Origin of the sequence: Promicromonospora sp. NPDC059942, assembly GCF_042731755.1 — a bacterium.
Classification (GTDB): domain Bacteria; phylum Actinomycetota; class Actinomycetes; order Actinomycetales; family Cellulomonadaceae; genus Promicromonospora.
Window position 1 is genome coordinate 32067 of sequence record NZ_JBHWLR010000015.1, and the last position, 17564, is coordinate 49630.

15 protein-coding genes are annotated in these 17564 nt (G+C 72.0%); 10 read left to right on the forward strand and 5 right to left on the reverse strand.

Going from position 1 to position 17564, the window contains the following annotated elements; translation table 11 throughout:
* Positions 1-101: 101 nt before the first annotated feature.
* On the reverse strand, positions 102-1238 hold the full coding sequence (locus ACFV9Q_RS21640; RefSeq protein WP_377236109.1) for a GNAT family N-acetyltransferase: 1137 nt from the start codon (positions 1236-1238) through the stop codon (positions 102-104).
* A gap of 65 nt (positions 1239-1303) precedes the next feature.
* Positions 1304-1936 carry an NAD(P)-dependent oxidoreductase gene (locus tag ACFV9Q_RS21645; protein ID WP_377236110.1) on the reverse strand — a complete coding sequence of 211 codons (633 nt, stop codon included), beginning with the start codon at positions 1934-1936 and terminating at the stop codon, positions 1304-1306.
* A gap of 108 nt (positions 1937-2044) precedes the next feature.
* Between ACFV9Q_RS21645 and ACFV9Q_RS21650 the strand changes: the two genes are divergently transcribed.
* A complete protein-coding gene (locus ACFV9Q_RS21650) occupies positions 2045-2650 on the forward strand; it encodes a TetR/AcrR family transcriptional regulator (protein WP_377236111.1) in 606 nt (201 codons plus the stop codon).
* Here the strand turns inward: ACFV9Q_RS21650 and ACFV9Q_RS21655 are convergent.
* The gene (locus ACFV9Q_RS21655; protein WP_377228840.1) at positions 2647-3702 is read right to left on the reverse strand and encodes a LacI family DNA-binding transcriptional regulator; all 1056 of its coding nucleotides are present in this window, start codon (positions 3700-3702) and stop codon (positions 2647-2649) included. The genes ACFV9Q_RS21650 and ACFV9Q_RS21655 overlap by 4 nt on opposite strands.
* A gap of 234 nt (positions 3703-3936) precedes the next feature.
* Here ACFV9Q_RS21655 and ACFV9Q_RS21660 point away from each other — a divergent pair, with 234 nt between their 5' ends.
* The 9 genes from ACFV9Q_RS21660 to ACFV9Q_RS21700 all read left to right on the forward strand — a co-directional run bounded on the left by ACFV9Q_RS21660 (position 3937) and on the right by ACFV9Q_RS21700 (position 16427).
* Positions 3937-5229 (forward strand): extracellular solute-binding protein, encoded by a 1293-nt coding sequence (locus ACFV9Q_RS21660; RefSeq protein WP_377236112.1) that lies wholly within the window; start codon positions 3937-3939, stop codon positions 5227-5229.
* A gap of 8 nt (positions 5230-5237) precedes the next feature.
* Positions 5238-6260, forward strand: a complete 1023-nt coding sequence (locus ACFV9Q_RS21665) for a carbohydrate ABC transporter permease (RefSeq protein ID WP_377236113.1) — start codon at positions 5238-5240, stop codon at positions 6258-6260.
* Positions 6260-7138, forward strand: a complete 879-nt coding sequence (locus ACFV9Q_RS21670) for a carbohydrate ABC transporter permease (RefSeq protein WP_377236114.1) — start codon at positions 6260-6262, stop codon at positions 7136-7138. The genes ACFV9Q_RS21665 and ACFV9Q_RS21670 overlap by 1 nt, the downstream gene beginning before the upstream one ends.
* A 72-nt stretch (positions 7139-7210) precedes the next feature.
* Positions 7211-9628: a beta-glucosidase gene (locus ACFV9Q_RS21675; protein ID WP_377236115.1), complete on the forward strand. Its 2418-nt coding sequence runs from the start codon at positions 7211-7213 to the stop codon at positions 9626-9628.
* Entirely contained in the window at positions 9625-11199 is a 1575-nt protein-coding gene (locus ACFV9Q_RS21680; RefSeq protein WP_377236116.1) for a glycoside hydrolase family 43 protein, read from the forward strand. Before ACFV9Q_RS21675 ends, ACFV9Q_RS21680 begins: the two co-directional genes overlap by 4 nt.
* A gap of 26 nt (positions 11200-11225) precedes the next feature.
* Positions 11226-11582 carry an RNA-binding S4 domain-containing protein gene (locus ACFV9Q_RS21685; protein ID WP_377236117.1) on the forward strand — a complete coding sequence of 119 codons (357 nt, stop codon included), beginning with the start codon at positions 11226-11228 and terminating at the stop codon, positions 11580-11582.
* A gap of 156 nt (positions 11583-11738) precedes the next feature.
* Positions 11739-14792 carry a S8 family serine peptidase gene (locus tag ACFV9Q_RS21690; RefSeq protein WP_377236118.1) on the forward strand — a complete coding sequence of 1018 codons (3054 nt, stop codon included), beginning with the start codon at positions 11739-11741 and terminating at the stop codon, positions 14790-14792.
* An 89-nt stretch (positions 14793-14881) separates the two neighbouring features.
* Positions 14882-15277, forward strand: coding sequence for a hypothetical protein (locus ACFV9Q_RS21695; RefSeq protein ID WP_377236119.1), 396 nt, complete (start codon positions 14882-14884; stop codon positions 15275-15277).
* Between the two features lie 10 nt (positions 15278-15287).
* On the forward strand, positions 15288-16427 hold the full coding sequence (locus tag ACFV9Q_RS21700) for a dipeptidase (RefSeq protein WP_377236120.1): 1140 nt from the start codon (positions 15288-15290) through the stop codon (positions 16425-16427).
* A 1-nt stretch (position 16428) separates the two neighbouring features.
* On the opposite strand, the gene ACFV9Q_RS21705 is transcribed toward ACFV9Q_RS21700, so the two are convergent.
* On the reverse strand, positions 16429-16701 hold the full coding sequence (locus ACFV9Q_RS21705) for a hypothetical protein (protein ID WP_026366117.1): 273 nt from the start codon (positions 16699-16701) through the stop codon (positions 16429-16431).
* Positions 16702-16899: 198 nt separating this feature from the next.
* Positions 16900-17442, reverse strand: coding sequence for a GNAT family N-acetyltransferase (locus ACFV9Q_RS21710; protein ID WP_377228830.1), 543 nt, complete (start codon positions 17440-17442; stop codon positions 16900-16902).
* Between the last annotated feature and the right edge of the window lie 122 nt (positions 17443-17564).

Sequence of the window (17564 nt, forward strand, 5' to 3'; positions counted from 1 at the left end):
TTCTTTGTGGTGGTGTTGGGTGTTTTTTCTCCGAAAAAGGAGGGAAAAAAAAAAAACCCAAACCACCCAACGGGGCGGGCAGGGGCGGGCGGGCGGGTGGGTCAGAGGCGTTTTTGGAGCGCGGCTTCTGCGCCTGAGGGGCGGAAGCCCAGGGCCACGTTGATGCCCAGCATGTGCGCGTTCTCCTCCGCGTTGAACGTGTGGACCCGCTCCGTGGCCGGGTGCCGCGCGGCGAGCTCGCGCAGGTTCACGGCCTTGACCAGCATCCCGAGCCGGTGCCCGCGGTGCTCCTTGAGCGCGATCGTCTCCTCCTGGAACACGTAGGCCGGCTTGCCGTCCTGCAGCAGGAACGACGTGCCGGCCGCGATCTCGCCGGTCGGGACGTGCACCACCAGGGTGGTCAGCAGGCGCTCGCCGCCGTCGGCCCGGGCCGCCAGGTAGGTGCGCACGCGCGCGGCGTCCCAGGTCTCCTCGCCGAAGTCGAGCTCGCCCTGCGGCACGTCCGTCGACATCCGCGTCATGAGCTGGGCGTATCCCTCGTGCCACTCCTCGGGGAGGCCCTCCCAGGTGTGGGTCACGTAGTCGGCGCCGGCCTTCGCCCGGGCCTCCGCCTCGAACGCGGCCAGCCCGTCCGCGTCGACCGGCAGGTCGAGCCGTGACATGCGCTCCACCTGCTCCAGCGTGTACCCGCGGCCGAGCGCGAACCGCGCCCCGCCCGCGTCGGCGGGCAGCCGTCCGGCGCCGGTGGCCGGCACCAGCGCCTCCTCGTCCTGGGCGGCCTCGCGCGGCGAGAGCGACCAGCCGAAGAACGTGGTCCGGCCGGCATCGGCCGCCGCCCGCTCCGCCTGCTCGGCCAGGGCGCTGCCGATGCCCCGGCGCCGGTGGTCGGGGTGGACGCCCACGTAGACGTCGGCGGTGTGCGTGTTGTCGTCCCGCGGCAGCCTGAGGAACCCGTAGCCGACGACGTCGTCGGCGGTCGGCGCCTCGCCGTCCGTCCGGTCCAGGACCGCGACGAACCGCCGCTTGTCCGAGTACTCCTGGTGCAGCATGTCGCTGACGAGCGTCTGCACGGTGCGCGCGAGGTCGTCGTACCCGAGGTTCGCGGTCTCGACGGCGCGGTCGACGGCGGCGATGCCGTGGTACGCCCAGGCGTCGGGGTGGTCGGTCGCGGGCACGGCCGCCACCTCGAGGATGCGCCACGTCGTCGGCTCGGGCGCGTAGCCGGTCGGGGAGGTCATACGACCAGGGTGCCCCGCACGCCGTCGGGCGGCGACAGATTTTCGACGGCGTGCGGGGCGCCGGGTCAGGCGGCGACGGAGATCGCCTGCCCGACGGCGGTCCGGTCGGTCAGGGCGTCGCGCATCGCCAGGGCGAGATCCGGTCGGGCGATCGTCCAGGCCCACCGCACGTTGCCGTCCCGCCGGGACTTGTAGCGGCCGGTGCCCCGGCGGTCCTGGAGGCGCGGCGGCCGCATGATCGTCCAGTCGACGTGGCTGGCCCGGATCACCTGCTCCATGGCCTCCAGGTCGGCGTTCGCGACGGCCAGCGCCCGCCTGAGGATGGGCTTGGCGACGTAGCGGGAGAGCGGGTCGTCGCCGTCGACCAGCCAGCCGCTCGCGCTGATCGCGACCAGCCGGCGCACGCCCGCGCGGTCCATGGCGGCGATGACCGCCGTGATCCCGTCGCGCAGCACGTGCGGCGACTCGCCGGGCACCGGTCCCAGGCAGCTCGCGACGGCGTCGACCCCCTCGAACGCGGCGGCGAGGGCCGCGACGTCGGTGGCCTCGGCGACCCGGACCTCGCCGGGGGCGCCGGACGCCCCGGCCAGCCGGGCCGGGTCGCGCACGACGGCGACGACGTCGTGGCCGGCCGCCGTCAGGGTCCTCACGAGCTCGCGGCCGGTGCGGCCGCTCGCTCCGACAACAGCGATCTGCATGGCATCTCCTCGGGTCCAGGTGGTGCATCTCAAGGGGTGAGTGAATACTTACTCACACCGTGCCACGGGGTCGGACCGCAGGTCAAGGGAGCAGGGAGAATGTCTGGCATGAGCACACGGGAGCGGATCCTCGACGCGGCGGCGCGCGTGATGCGCGAGCAGGGCGTGGCCCACGCGACGACCAAGGAGATCGCGCGGGCGGCCGGCTGCTCGGAGGCGCTGCTGTACCGCCACTTCGACGACAAGCAGGGCCTGTTCATGGCGGTGCTGCAGGAGCGCCTGCCGCGCTTCGCCCTGCCCGACGACGCCGTGGGCACCTCCACCGTGGAGGCCAACCTCGTGCGGTTCGTCTCGGGGCTGCTCGACTTCTACGTCGGGAGCTTTCCGATCTCGGCCTCGATCTTCTCCAGCAGCGTGCTCCTGGCCCGCCACCGCGAGTCCATCGCCGCGAAGGGGGCGGGCCCGCAGATGCCCCAGCTGAGGTTGCAGGCCTACCTGGAGGCGGAGCGCGACGCCGGCCGGGTGCGCGCGGACGCCGACGTCGAGGCCGTCGCGCGCCTGCTCGTGGGCGCGGCGCTGTACCAGGCGTTCCTGGCGACGTTCTGGGGCGAGGACGGCGACGGCAGCACCGGCGACGGCGGAGGCGGCGTCGGCCGGCCCGGCCTGGCGGAGCGTCTGGTGGCGCCGGTCCTGCCGGCGCTGCTCGTGGGCTAGGCCGGCGGGGGAGCCGTGCTCGACCGCTGCACCAGCCGCGTGGGCAGGCGCGTGTGGTGGCCGGCCGACGGGCCGGACTCCAGCATCGAGATGACCATGCGGAGCGCCTCGGCACCCATCTCGTGCAGGGACTGCGCCACGGTCGTCAGGGGCGGGGTGGACCCGGCGGCCTCGGGGACGTCGTCGAACCCGATGACGGACAGGTCCTCCGGGACGCGCAGGCCCAGCTCCTGGGCCACCTGGATGACGTGGATCGCGGACAGGTCGTTCGCGGCGAACACCGCGGTGGGCCGGTCGGGGCGTTCGAGCAGGTCGTGCGTGGGCCGGTCGGACCGGTCCGGGCGGTAGCCGCCCTCCAGCACCAGGCTCGGGTCCGGGGTGAGCCCCGCCGCCTCCATCGCCTCGAAGAAGCCCAGCTCGCGCAGGCGGGCCGACTCCAGGTCGGCGCGTCCGCCCAGGTAGCCGATGCGCGTGTGGCCGAGGCCGATCAGGTGCTCGGTGGCGGTGCGGGCGCCGCCCAGGTTGTCGGAGTCGACGGTGGCCGGTCCCGTGGGGCCGGTGTGCGGGTCGATCGCGACTATGGGCACGCCGTCGTGCTGCGGGAGGGCGAGCGTGGGCGTCACGATGACCACGCCGTCGATCAGGGTGCCCGCGAGACGGGACAGGGAGCGGCGCTCCCAGCCCACGTGGTCGGAGCGGCCGGCGTCGCCGCAGTAGGCGAGGAGCTCGTAGCCGGTGCCCGCGATCGCCGCGGAGATGCCCTTGAGGAGCTCGGTGGAGAACGGCTCGAACTCGGCCACGAGCACGCCGATCACGTTGGTCTGCCGACGGCGCAGGCTGCGTGCGACCAGGGACGACTCGTACCCGAGGTCGGCCACGACGGCGAGGACGCGCTCGGCGGTGGCGGCGGCCACGCCGTACCGGCCGTTGACGACCTTCGACACGGTGGCGACCGAGACCCCGGCGACGCGCGCGACGTCGGTGATGGTGGCGCGGCCGGTCGCGCGCTCCTCGGTGGCGGACGGTCCGAAGGTCTCGGAGTCGTCCGTCACGCCGTCACCCGGTCCGGCGGTGGACCCGGGTGAGCTTGTCCCACTGTGCACGGAAGAGACAGTACATCCGGGCGCGGGGGTGTGTCCGACGGGCCGATCCGTTTCGAAATCGATATCGAAACCGTTTGACGAAAGCATGGCGCTCCTGACACTCTCCTGCTTGACGGACTCCTTGGTCCGTCCAAGAGGCAGGCTCCTGCCAACCGTCGATGACGACTTACAAGGGGTTCCACAATGATGAGGAAAACGCGGGCCTCGGGCATCGTTGCCCTGGGTGCCACCGTTGCCCTGCTGGCCACGGCTTGTTCCGGCGGCGGGGGCAATGAGGGAGGTTCGGACGGCGAGGTCTCGATGACCTTCTGGCACAACTCCACCACCGGGCCGGGCAAGGCGTTCTGGGAAGACACCGTCGCCGCCTTCGAGGAGGCCAACCCGGGTGTGACGATCGACGTCCAGTCCATCCAGAACGAGGACATGGACGGCAAGCTGCAGACCGCCCTCAACTCGGGCGACGCACCCGACATCTTCATGGCGCGCGGCGGCGGCAAGCTGGCCGACGTCGTCGAGGCCGGCCAGATCATGGACCTCACCGACTCGATCGACGAGGCGACGAAGACCAACGTCGGCGCCGGCTTCGACGCCTTCACCGTCGACGGCAAGATCTACGGCATGCCGACCGCCATCCTGCCGGGTGGCCTGTTCTACAGCCAGGACCTGTTCGACGAGGCCGGCATCACCGAGACGCCGACCACCATCGACGAGCTGAACGACGCGGTGTCCGCCCTGAAGGACAAGGACATCTCCCCGATCGCCCTGGGCGCCAAGGACGCATGGCCCGCCGCCCACTGGTTCTACTTCTTCGCGCTCCGCGAGTGCTCGCAGGAGACGCTCGAGACCGCGGCCCAGTCCCGCAGCTTCGACGACGACTGCTGGATCGCCGCCGGCGAGGACCTGCAGGCACTCTCCGAGACCGAGCCGTTCCAGGACGGCTACCTCACGGCTACCGCCCAGCAGGGCGCCGGCTCCTCGGCGGGTCTCATCGCGAACCACAAGGCCGCCATGGAGCTCATGGGCGCCTGGGACCCGGGCGTCATCGCGGGGCTGACCCCGGACCAGAAGCCGCTGAAGGACCTCGGCTGGTTCCCGTTCCCGGCCACCGAGAGCGGTGACGGCGACCCGGCCGCGTTCATGGGTGGCGTCGACGGCTACTCCTGCTTCGTCGAGGCTCCGCCGGAGTGCGCCGACTTCCTGAACTTCTTCATGCAGAAGGAGTACCAGGAGAACTACGCCGAGGCGTTCGTGACGCTGCCGGCCAGCAAGGAGGCGCAGGGCGTCGTGACCGACCCTGCGCTGCAGTCCGTGCTGGCGGCCTACAACGAGGCGCCGTACGTCTCCGTCTGGCTGGACACGCTCTACGGCCAGAACGTGGGCAACGCGCTCAACGCCGGCGTCGTGGAGATGCTGGCCGGTGACGGCACCCCGCAGAGCATCGTCGACGCCGTGAACGCCGCGGCCGCGATGGAGTAACGAGCCAGATGACTCACTCCCTGGGCGAGAACTCAGCAACCAGGACGGCCTCGCCTGAGGGTCCCACGGCGGGCGGGGACGGCGTGCAGACGTCGTCCCCGGCCCCTGGGCCGCGGCGGGGCAGGCGGACCGACTGGCGCAAGACGCTCGAGATCACCGTGCTGTCCGGCCCGGCCATCGTCGTGTTCCTCGCGTTCGTCATCTTCCCCGTCTTCCTGGCGGCCTACTACGGCTTCTTCAAGTGGAAGGGCTACGGCCCGCCGACCGAGTTCGTCGGGCTCGACAACTACCTGACGATCTTCCGGGACTCGGCGTTCCACGACGCGCTCCTGCACAACGGTTACATCGTCGTGCTCTCGCTGATCCTGCAGGGACCGGCGGCCGTCGCACTGGCGCTCCTGCTGAACCAGCAGATCCGCGGGCGTTCGATCATCCGGGTCCTGATCTTCGTGCCGTACGTGATCTCCGAGGTCATCGTGGGCACCGGCTGGAGCCTGCTGCTGCAGAGCTCCGGTGCGGTGAACGACCTGTTGGAGAAGGTCGGCCTCGGGGCCCTCGCCGTCGACTGGTTGTCCGATCCCAAGATCGCCCTCTGGTCCCTGATGATCATCATCAGCTGGAAGTACATCGGCTTCGCCGTGATCCTGTTCCTCGCGGGTCTCCAGAGCATCCCCGAGGAGCTCTCCGAGGCGGCGGCGATCGACGGCGCCTCGTACTGGCAGATCCAGCGGACGATCACGCTGCCGCTGCTCGGGCCGACGCTCCGTATCTGGGCGTTCCTGTCGATCATCGGCTCGCTCCAGCTCTTCGACCTCGTCTACATCATCTGGGGCCAGTACATCTCCGCCACCGCCGGTACGTCGACGATGGCGACCTACATGGTCCTGAACGGGCGCCTGGCCGGGAACTTCGGCTACGGCAACGCCGTCGCCGTCGTGCTGTTCCTGATCTCGCTGGTCATCGCGCTGGTCTACCAGCGGTACGTGCTGCGCCGGGACACCGAGGGTGCGCTCACGGAAGGAAAGAAGTGATGGCGACGCTGCTCCAAGCCCCCACCACCACGACCGGGCAGACGCTCCGCCGGCAGCCGAAGGTCGCCTGGGGTAGCCCGATGACCTACGCCGTCGCGTTCCTGTTCGTCGGCGTCTGCATCGCCCCCGTGCTCTACATCATCCTGGGCGGGTTCCGGACGAACGCACAGATCACCACGGACCCGTCGGGCCTGCCCGCGCCGTGGGTGGTCGACAACTACATCAGCGTGCTCGTGAGCGAGGTGTTCTGGCGCCAGGTCGCCAACTCGGCGGTGGCCGGAATCCTCACCACCGTCGGCGTCGTGGCGCTCGGGCTCATGGTCAGCTTCGTGCTGGCGCGGTACGACTTCAAGCTCAACGCGGCCATGTACTCGCTGTTCGCCGCCGGTCTCATGTTCCCGATGACGGTCGCGATCACGCCGCTCTACATCCTGATCCGCGACCTCGGCCTCATGAACACCATGGGCGGCATCGTCCTGCCGCAGATCGCGTTCGCACTCCCGACCACGATCATCATCCTGGTGCCGTTCCTGCGGGCCATCCCGAAGGAGATCGAGGAAGCGGCCTCGATCGACGGTGCGAGCCGCATCGGGTTCTTCTTCCGGATGGTCGTGCCGCTGTCGCTGCCCGGCGTCGTCACGGTCGGCATCCTGGCGTTCGTCGCGTCCTGGAACTCGTACATGCTGCCGCTGTTCATCCTGAACGACGAGCTGTCGTACACCCTGCCGCTCGGCGTCCAGGCGTTCGCGTCCCAGTACTCGGTCGACACCGCACGGGTGCTCGCCTTCACGTCGCTGTCCATGATCCCCGCGCTGATCTTCTTCTCGCTCTTCGAGCGACGCATCGTCGGCGGCCTCACGGGCGCGGTCAAGGGCTGACCCGCGCCGTCCGGCACCTGCACCACCACCACGCAGGCCATCACACGTAGGACCGAGAAAGGAACACGTTCCATGACGGAGCTGTCGTCGGCGCTGAGGGCGATGCCCGAGGTATCGGAGCGCGTGCGTGACCTGCACGCACGGATGACCCTCGAGGAGAAGCTGGCCCAGCTTGTCGGGTACTGGCTGGACCAGGGCGGCAACGTCGTGGCCCCGATGCAGGGCGAGATGGCGGGCGGCCAGGGCACCGTCGCGCTCCCGGACATCACGCGGCACGGCCTGGGGCACTACACCCGCGTGTACGGCACGCGGCCGGTGGACCCGGCCGAGCGCGCCGCGTGGCTCTGGGACGAGCAGCGCAGGATCAAGCGCGAGACGCGCCTGGGCATCCCCGCGCTGGTCCACGAGGAGTGCCTCACGGGCCTGGCCGCCTGGAAGGCGGCGACCTTCCCGACGCCGCTCGCGTGGGGTGCGTCGTTCGACCCGGAGCTGGTCGAGGAGATGGGCCGGCTCATCGGCGAGTCCATGCGGGAGCTGGGCATCCACCAGGGCCTCGCGCCGGTGCTCGACGTCGTCCGGGACCCCCGCTGGGGCCGGGTGGACGAGTGCATCGGCGAGGACCCGTACCTCGTCGGCACGGTCGGCACCTCGTACGTCCGCGGCATGCAGGGCGCGGGCGTGCACGCCACGCTCAAGCACTTCGTCGCGTACTCCTCCTCCAAGGCGGGGCGCAACCACGCCCCGGTGAGCGCGGGCCCGCGCGAGATCGCGGACGTCTTCCTGCCGCCCTTCGAGATGGCCGTGGTCGACGGCGGGGTGCGGTCCGTCATGGCCTCGTACAACGACGTCGACGGCGTGCCGATGCACTCGTCGCACGAGTACCTCACGGAGCTGCTCCGTGAGCAGTGGGGGTTCGACGGCGTCGTGGTCGCCGACTACTTCGGTGTCGCGTTCCTGAGCGTGATGCACGCGATCGCCGCCGACCGGGGCGCCGCCGCCGCGGCTGCCCTGCAGGCCGGCGTCGACGTCGAGCTGCCCTCCGGTGACGCCTACCTCGAACCGCTGGCCGCGCTCGTCAAGGACGGCGACGTGCCGGTCGAGGTGGTGGACCGGGCCGTGCTGCGCGCGCTCAAGCAGAAGGAGGAGCTCGGGCTCCTCGAGCCGGACGTGTACGAGGACGAGCCGCCGGCCGTCGTGGACCTCGACTCGCCCGCGCACCGCGACGTCGCCCGGCGCCTCGCCGAGGAGTCGGTGGTGCTGCTGGCGAACGACGGCGTGCTGCCGCTCGGCGCGTGGCACGACAAGCCGGCCCGCGTGGCCGTGATCGGGCCCAACGCCGACCGGCCCGAGGCCCTGATGGGCTGCTACTCGTTCGCCAACCACGTGCTGGCGCACCACCCCGGTGTGCCCAACGGCTTCGAGATCCCGTCCCTGGCCGAGGCCCTGGCCACGGAGCTCGGCGGCCCGGGCGCGCCCGAGCTCACCTTCGCACGGGGCTGCGCCGTCGAGGGCGACGACACCTCGGGGTTCGCCGAGGCCGTCGCCGCCGCCGACGCCGCGGACGTGGCGGTCGTCGTGGTGGGCGACCAGGCCGGGCTGTTCGGCCGCGGCACCGTGGGCGAGGGCAACGACAGCGAGTCGCTCGACCTGCCCGGCGTGCAGCGCGAGCTGGTCGAGGCGGTGCTCGCCACCGGCAAGCCCGTCGTGATGGTGCTGCTCACCGGCCGCCCCTACGCGATCGGCTGGGCGCTCGACGGCGACGGGTCCGGCGGGCGCACGCCCGGCGCCGTCCTCCAGGCGTTCTTCCCGGGCGAGGAGGGCGGCACGGCGCTCGCGGGCGTGCTCTCGGGCCGCGTGAACCCGTCCGGGCGCCTGCCCGTGTCGCTGCCGCGGTCGGCCGGTGCGCAGCCCTACTCGTACCTGCACCCGATCCTGGGCGGGGCGTCCGAGGTGACGTCGACCGACTCCACGCCGGTGCGCGCCTTCGGGTTCGGCCTGTCGTACACGACGTTCGAGCGCGAGCTCGTGTCCGTGGACCCGTCGGTCGAGGCGGGCGGCACGTTCCGCGCCGTCGTCGCGGTGACGAACGCGGGCGAGGTGGCCGGCTCCGACGTCGTGCAGCTCTACGGGCACGACGTGGTGAGCTCGGTCGCGCGGCCCACGACGCAGCTGCTCGGCTACCACCGGGTGGACCTGGCGCCGGGGGAGTCGACGACCATCGCGTTCGACGTGCCGACCACGCGGTTCGCGTTCAGCGACCGCAAGATGGTCCGGATCGTCGAGCCCGGGGACGTCGAGGTCTGGGTCGGCGCGCACGCGGCTGACAACGTTGTCAGGGTGGTGGCCGAGGGCATCGCCGACCTGAACGAGCCGAACGACTCCGCGCCCGTCCTGCCGCCGTCGGCCCGCCGCATCGTCGCCATCACGGGCGACGTGCACGAGGTCACGACGTCGGACAGCCGGTGGGTCGACACCACCGCGGCGCCGTGACGGCTGTCAGCAACCCCGTCCTGCCGGGCTGCTACCCCGACCCGACGATCTGTCGGGTCGGGGCGGAGTACTACCTCGTCACCTCGACGTTCGAGTACTTTCCCGGTCTGCCGGTGTTCCGCAGCCGCGACCTGGTGCACTGGGAGCAGATCGGCCACGCGCTCGACCGGGCGGGGCAGCTCGACATGCAGGGGATCGCGTCCTCGGGCGGGCTGTACGCGCCGACGCTGCGGCACCACGACGGGGTGTTCTGGCTGGTCTGCACCCTCGTGGACCAGCGGGACAGCACGCGGGGCGGCAACTTCGTGCTGACCGCGACCGACCCGGCGGGGCCGTGGTCCGACCCCGTCTGGCTGGACGAGGACGGTATCGACCCCTCGTTGTTCTTCGACGACGACGGCCGGGTCTGGCTGCACGGGACCCGCCTCGCCCGCGAACCCGAGTGGCACGACCAGACCGAGGTCTGGCTGCGCGAGCTCGACCCGGCCACGATGCGGCTGACCGGACCCGAGCACGTGCTCTGGCGGGGCGCGGTGCTGGGTGCCGTGTGGGCGGAGGGGCCGCACCTCTACCGGGTGGACGGGACGTACTACCTGCTCGCCGCCGAGGGGGGCACCGAGTTCCACCACGCGATCTCCGTGGCCCGGTCCGAGTCGGTGACCGGCCCGTACGTCGGCAACAAGGCCAACCCGGTGCTGACGCACCGGCACCTGGGGCGGGACGTGGACGTCGTCGGCGTCGGGCACGCCGATCTGGTGGAGGCGCCCGACGGGTCGTGGTGGGCCGTGCTGCTCGCCATGCGCCCGTACGGCGGCTACCACTACAACCTCGGCCGGGAGACGTTCCTCGTACCCGTGACGTGGGAGGACGGCTGGCCGGTCTTCGCGCCGGGACAGGGCCGCGTGCCGGCGGTGGTGGAGGTGCCGGACGGCGTCCGGGCGGACGGCGTCGTTGCCGGCCCGCGTGCCGCCTGGCCGCCCGCCGGACCGGTGCTGCCCGGCGACCTGCGGTGGACCGGTCTGCGGGGCCCCGCGGACTTCGCCGAGCCGAACGGGGACGGCTGGCTGCTGCGCGTGCTCCCGCAGAACCTGACGGATGCGGCCACGCCGGCCTTCCTGGGCGTGCGCCAGCAGCACCAGGACGTCACGGTGCGGACCGTGCTGCGGTTCGACCCTGCGGGGCCGGACGAGCACGCGGGTCTCGCGGTGCGGCAGTCCGAACGGGACCACGTGCTGCTGGTGGTGGCGGGCGCGCTCGACACCGGCGACCGCCGGGTGCTCGCGATACACCACCGGGCGGGCGTGGCCACCGTGCTCGGGGAGCGGCCGCTGCCCGCGGGCGACGCCCCCGTCACCCTGGCCGTGCAGGCCGGCGGGCAGGACTACGTCCTGCTCGCGGGGGTCGGGGAGGAGCTGCCGACGCCGGTCGCGACCGCCGACGGGCGCACCCTCGACAGCGTCTCGGCAGGAGGCTTCCTGGGTGTGTGGCTGGGCCTGGTCGCGACGAGCAACGGCGCGCCGTCGGCCGGGATCGTTACCGTGGAGCGGTTCGAGTACCAGCCGTCCGCCTGACGGCGCGGCGGTGGGAGGATGGGGCGGTGCGCATCGACGTCTGGCTGTGGGCGGTGCGGCTGACCAAGAGCCGGTCGGTCGCGGCGGAGCTGTGCCGGAGCGGCCGGGTCCGGATCAACGGCAAGGTGGCCAAGCCGTCGGCGTCCGTCGCCGTCGGCGACCGGGTGACGTGGCGCGACCCGCTCCGGGACCGGGACATCGAGGTCGTCGAGCTGCTGCTCAAGCGGGTCGGGGCGCCCCTGGCAGTCAAGGCGTACCTGGACCACAGCCCCGCCCTGCCGACGCGGGTGGAGCGCGAGGCCGTCGGGCTGCGTGACCGGGGTACCGGGCGACCCACCAAGCGGGAGCGACGCGACATCGACCGGCTGCGCGGACGGGGCTGAGAGCGCTTCCCCCGGCGGGAGCCCGAGCGGGTGATTTCTGCCAGTTTACGGGGTCTGTGGGCGGTCCGGCCGCTAGTGTGCGGCTGTCTTCCCTGCCGTGACCGGCGGGGTCTCCGCCCGTGACGGGGCACCCCATCACCCTTTCGGAGCGGCCCTATGTCTCGTCGCACGTTAGTGACCCGCGCCGTCGCCTCCGCGGCGACCGTCGCGTTCCTCGCCTCCCCGGCCGCGGCCGTCGCGGCGCCCGACCCCGCCAACGAGGACGGACCGGCATCCCGCCCGAGCGCGGCCCCGCAGGTGGCGCGCAGCGCCGTCGACCCGGCCGACAAGATCACCACCGCGGCCACGAAGGCCTTCCGCGCCGAGGAGGAGACCGACTTCTGGCTGCGGTTCGCCGGCGAGACCGACCTGTCGGCGGCCGGCGGCATCACGAGCTGGTCCGAGCGCGGCGACTACGTGTACGAGACCCTCAAGGCGGCCGCCGACGCGTCCCAGGAGCAGGCGATCGCCGCCCTGGAGGAGTCCGGCACCGAGTACACCTCGTACTGGGCCACCAACGCGATCCTGGTCGAGGACGGCTCGCTCGCGCTGGCGACCGACCTCGCGGCGGACGCGCAGGTCCTGGAGGTGCGCCCGACGACGCGCCACGCGCTCGAGGAGCCCGAGTCGACGGACGGCGCCGCGCCCGACGCTGCGGCCACCTCGACGTACGGCATCAAGGCGATCAACGCCGACGACATGTGGGCCGCGGGCTTCACCGGCGACGGCATCGTCGTGGCCGGCCTGGACACCGGCGTGAGCCGCACCCACCCGGCGCTGTCCGCGCAGTACCGCGGCGCGACGTCGGGCAGCAACTACAACTGGTTCGACTCCACGGGCGCCGGCGCCACCAGCCCCCGGGACGACAACGGGCACGGCACGCACACCATGGGCACCATGGTCGGCACCGACGACGGCGCGACGAACATCGGCGTCGCCCCCGGTGCGGAGTGGATCGCGGCGAACGGCTGCGCCGACGACTGCGCGGACGCCACGCTCATCGCGTCCGGCCAGTGGCTCCTGGCGCCCACCCGGCTCGACGGCACCGGCGCCGACCCGGCCAAGCGCCCGCACATCGTGAACAACTCGTGGGGCCTGTCGCTGTCGAGCGACCCGTTCATGGAGGACGTCATCGGCGCCTGGGAGGCGGCCGGCATCTTCAGCACCTGGTCCAACGGCAACGACGGCGAGCTGGGCTGCGAGTCCTCCGGCAGCCCGGGCTCGCGGCAGGCGTCCTACTCGGTCGGTGCGTTCACGCAGTCGGGCACCATCGCGCCCTACTCCTCGCGCGGTCCCGGACAGAGCGGGACCGTGAAGCCCGACATCGCCGCGCCCGGCAGCAAGGTCCGTTCGGCCGTCCCCGGCGGCGGGTACGAGCAGTGGGACGGCACGTCGATGGCTGCCCCGCACGTCGCGGGCGCCGTCGCGCTCCTGTGGGACGCCGTGCCGGCGCTGGTGGGCAACGTGCCCGCCACCCGCGCGCTCCTGGACGGCTCCGCCAAGGATGTGAACGACACCTCCTGCGGCGGGAACGCCGACGACAACAACGTGTGGGGCGAGGGCAAGCTCGACGTCCTCGCGGCGTACCAGGCGGCGCAGGGGCAGACGTTCGCCGCCACGCCCGCACCGGTGATCCACGCCATCGAGCCGTCCGTGGGCGGCGCGCTGGTCGTGGACCCGGACCCGGTCTGGGACCCGGTGGCCGACTTCACCTACCAGTGGCGCCGGGACGGCGCGATGATCTCCGGCGCGAACAAGTTCCTGTACCAGCCGCAGCCGGCGGACATGGGCGCGCGCATCACCGTGACCGTCGTCGGCTCGGCCGAGGGCTACCTCCCGACCGCGGTGACCAGCGAGCCCACCGAGCCCATCGGCATCGGTGACCTCTCCTCCACCGCTCCGACGATCAGCCCGACCGCCAAGGTGGGCACCACCCTCTACGCGAAGTCGGGCACCTGGACCTCGGGCACCACGTTCACGTACCAGTGGTTCGCGAACGGCACGGCGATCTCCGGCGCCACCGGCTTCACCTTCGTGCCCACCAGCACGCACCGCGGCAAGCAGCTGACCGTCACCCTCTCCGGCAAGCGGGCGGGCTACACGCCCGAGTCGCGCACGAGCCCGGCCGTCACGGTGGGCTACGGCGCGTTCGTGATGGCGGCGCCGCGCATCTCCGGGATGTCCTACCCGGGCGCCACCGTGTCCGCGGTCGCCCCGCCGGCCACGCCCGCGCGGACCACCACCACGTACCAGTGGAAGATCGACGGCAAGAACATCTCGGGCGCGACGAAGTCGACGTTCAAGATCCCGACGTCGTACGACGGCCGCAAGCTCACCGTGACCGTGACGGGCAAGCGTCCCGGCATCTCGACGAAGTCCGTGACCTCGGCCCACTCCACGGTCGACGCCAAGTTCTCGGCGTCGCCCACGCCCACCATCTCGGGCAGCGCCCGGGTGGGCGCGAAGCTCACGGTCAAGACCGGTACCTGGAAGCCGTCGCCCGCGTTCACCTACCAGTGGCTCGCCGACAGCGTGCCGATCTCCGGCGCCACCAGCTCGTCGTACACCGTCAAGGGGCCGCAGCTCGGCAAGAAGATCTCGGTGGTCGTCACCGCCCGGAAGTTCGGGTACGCGACCGTCGTCCGGACCGGCGGGCCGACCGGCGCCGTCGCCAAGCCGGCCACGGCGATCCCCGCGAACGGCGGGTTCCTCGTGGGCGGCAACAACGTCACCCCGGGCACCTACGTGGCCCAGGCGGGCACGCGGTTCTGCGCGTGGCAGCGGGAGTCCCGCACCGAGGTCCTGGGCTGGGACTACGGGTTCGGGCAGCGGATCGCCGCCGTGAAGTCGACCGACTACGGCTTCTGGTCCGACGAGTGCGGCGCGTGGAGCAAGTACTACTCGGGCATGGCGGCGCCGAAGACGCGCACGTTCAACAACGGCGTGTACGTGCTCGGCGACCAGCTCCAGCGCGGCACCTACGTGACGACCGGTCCGGTCGGCGGCGAGGGGAGCTCCTGCTACTACGCGGTCCTCAAGGAGTTCACCGCCGACGCGAGCCGGGACCAGCTCGTGGAGTCCGGCTCGGTGACCGAGCCGACGACGGTCACGCTGCCCTCCACGGCCAAGGGGTTCGAGACGGCCAACTGCACCTGGCAGCGGGTGAGCTGACGTCGCTACCGTCAGGCCTGCAGGTCGCCGAGGGGTGACCTGCAGGCCTGACCTGTCTGCTGAGACCCGCACGGAGACCTGGAGGCACGTTGGCCGACGAGTGGCGCCCCGGCATCCGGCGCGAGCTCCTGCCCGGCCGGTCCGAGGCCGAGCTCGCCGGGCTCTCGCTCGGCGCGGCGGTGGCCGGGATGACCGCCGCCGTGCTCGTCCTGGTCCTGCTGTTCCTCGACGCGCGGCTCTGGGTCTGGGCGCTCCTGCCCTCCGCGGTCGCCGTCGCCGGGATCGCCGCGGGCGGCCTGCTCGACCGGTCGGCCGCCCGGCGCCAGGTGCGGGAGGCGCGGGCCGGGTACACGACGGTCGCGGCCGAGCGGACCGACCTGGAGTACGTCGAGGCCCGGACGGGCCAGCTCGTGCGCCGCGCGGGCGAGCTGCTCACGACCTACGAGCTCCGGGCGCGGCTCAGCAGGGTCCGGGCGGCGGGGTAGCGTCGCCCGCATGACGACCGCAGACCGCCTCGCCGCGCTCCTCGAGAAGCACCCCGTCTGGGACGGGCACAACGACCTCCCGTGGGAGCTGCGCGAGCAGTCGTCCTACGACCTCTCCGCCGTCGACATCGCCCAGCGCCTCACCACCACCCACACGGACCTGCCCCGCCTGCGCGACGGCGGCGTGGGCGCCCAGTTCTGGTCCGTGTACGTGCCCTCGCAGCTCCAGGGCGGCGCCGCCGTGACGGCCACGCTCGAGCAGGTCGACTGCGTGCACCGCCTGGTCGAGCGGTACCCGGACAGCCTGCGGCTCGCCCGCACCGCGGCCGACGTCGAGCAGGCCTGGAGCGACGGCCGCATCGCCAGCCTCATGGGCGCGGAGGGCGGCCACTCGATCGACGGGTCGCTGGGCGTGCTGCGCATGCTCCACGCGCTCGGGGTGCGGTACATGACGCTCACGCACAACGACAACGTGCCGTGGGCGGACTCCGCCACCGACGAGGAGGTGCTGGGCGGCCTCTCGCCGTTCGGCGAGGACGTGGTGCGCGAGATGAACCGCATCGGCATGCTGGTGGACCTCTCGCACACCTCCGCGGGCACCATGCGGCACGCGCTGCGGGTCACCTCGGCCCCGGTGATCTTCAGCCACTCCAGCGCCCGCGCCGTCTGCGACGTCCCCCGCAACGTGCCCGACGACGTGCTCGGCACCCTCGCCGCCAACGGCGGCGTGTGCATGGTGACGTTCGTGCCGCAGTTCGTGTCGTCCGCCGTCGCGGAGTGGCGGGCCGAGGGCGCCCGGGCCGCCGCGGAGGAGGGCATCGCCAACACGGACCTCGGCGCGTTCGAGCCGTTCATGGCGCGGTGGCGCGACGAGCACCCGCAGCCGCGCAGCACCCTGTCCGACGTCGTCGCGCACGTCGAGCACGTGCGGGAGGTCGCCGGCGTCGACCACGTGGGCCTCGGCGGCGACTACGACGGCACGCCCAACCTGCCCGAGGGGCTGGAGGACGTCACGGGCTACCCGCGCCTGCTCGCGGCCCTCGCGGACAACGGCTGGTCCGACGCCGACCTCGGCAAGCTGACCAGCGGCAACACGCTGCGGGTGCTGCGCGACGCGGAGTCGGTGGCGGCCGGTCCCGCACAGGGGTGACTCAGCTCGGGAGCTGGACCACCTTGCGCTGGAAGCCCAGGGCCACCTTCTGCAGCGACTCCAGGGGTTCCTGCTCGTTGTGGTAGCTGATCTGCCGCAGCATCGACCCGGACGACGCGAGCAGCGCGACGATCACGTCGCGTGCGTCCTCGCGCGTCTCGAGCGCCTCCTGCAGCAGGTCCTGGACGTGAGGTGATCTGAGGCCGTCTTCTTCGGGATCGAGCAGCGCTGTCAGGAGCGCGATCGACAACGAGCTCCCGTGGATGCTTGCCATGGTGGTCTCCCCCGGTCGGGGCCCGGAGTCCCGGGCATCAGGCACCCGCGGGCTGGCCCGCGGGGTACTCGTCCGATGCCCCACCCCCTGTGGCCTCGGCCGTGCACCCTTGTGTACCGCACGTGAGAGCGTCGCGCCTGTTGACAGGGGCGAAAAGATGGCGGACGGCGGGGTGTCGTGGTGCTCCGGCCGGCCGGATCAACCGTGCAGGATGAGCTGGAACACGACGTGGTCCTGCCACTCGCCGGCGATCTTGAGGTAGCTGGGCGCGAACCCGATGCGCTCGAAGCCGACCTGCGTCAGCACGGCCTGCGACGCCGTGTTGTGCGGCAGCGTGGCCGCCTGCAGGCGGTGCAGGCCCAGGTCGTCCCGGGCGTGGGCCACGAGCGCCCCGACGGCCCTGGTCATCAGGCCGCGCCCGGTGTACCCGGCGTCCAGCCAGTAGCCGAGGTGCCCGTTCTCGAAGGCCCCGTGGACCACGTCGGTGAGGTTCAGCCGGCCAACGATCAGGCCGTCCGACTCGAGCACGGTGTACAGCCCGCGGCCGGTCGAGTTCTCCAGGACCTGTGTCCACAGGCGCTCCCGGTGCCAGTCGGCGGTGTAGAACTCCTCGGGCCGCTCGGGTTCCCACGGGGCGAGGTGCGCGCGGTTGCGGACGTAGGCGTCGGCGAGCGCGACGGCGTCGTCCTTGCTGAGCTCGCGCAGCGCGACGTCGGCCGTCAGTGCGGCATGGAAGGGCATGCTGCTCACGATAATCCCGCCGGGAACTTTTCAGCCCGGTTCATAGTTGAGTGAAGTGGACTCAACTTTGCGAGGGTCGGCTTGCTTCCTCGCGAACACCGGCTTAAGTTGAGTGCAGCAGA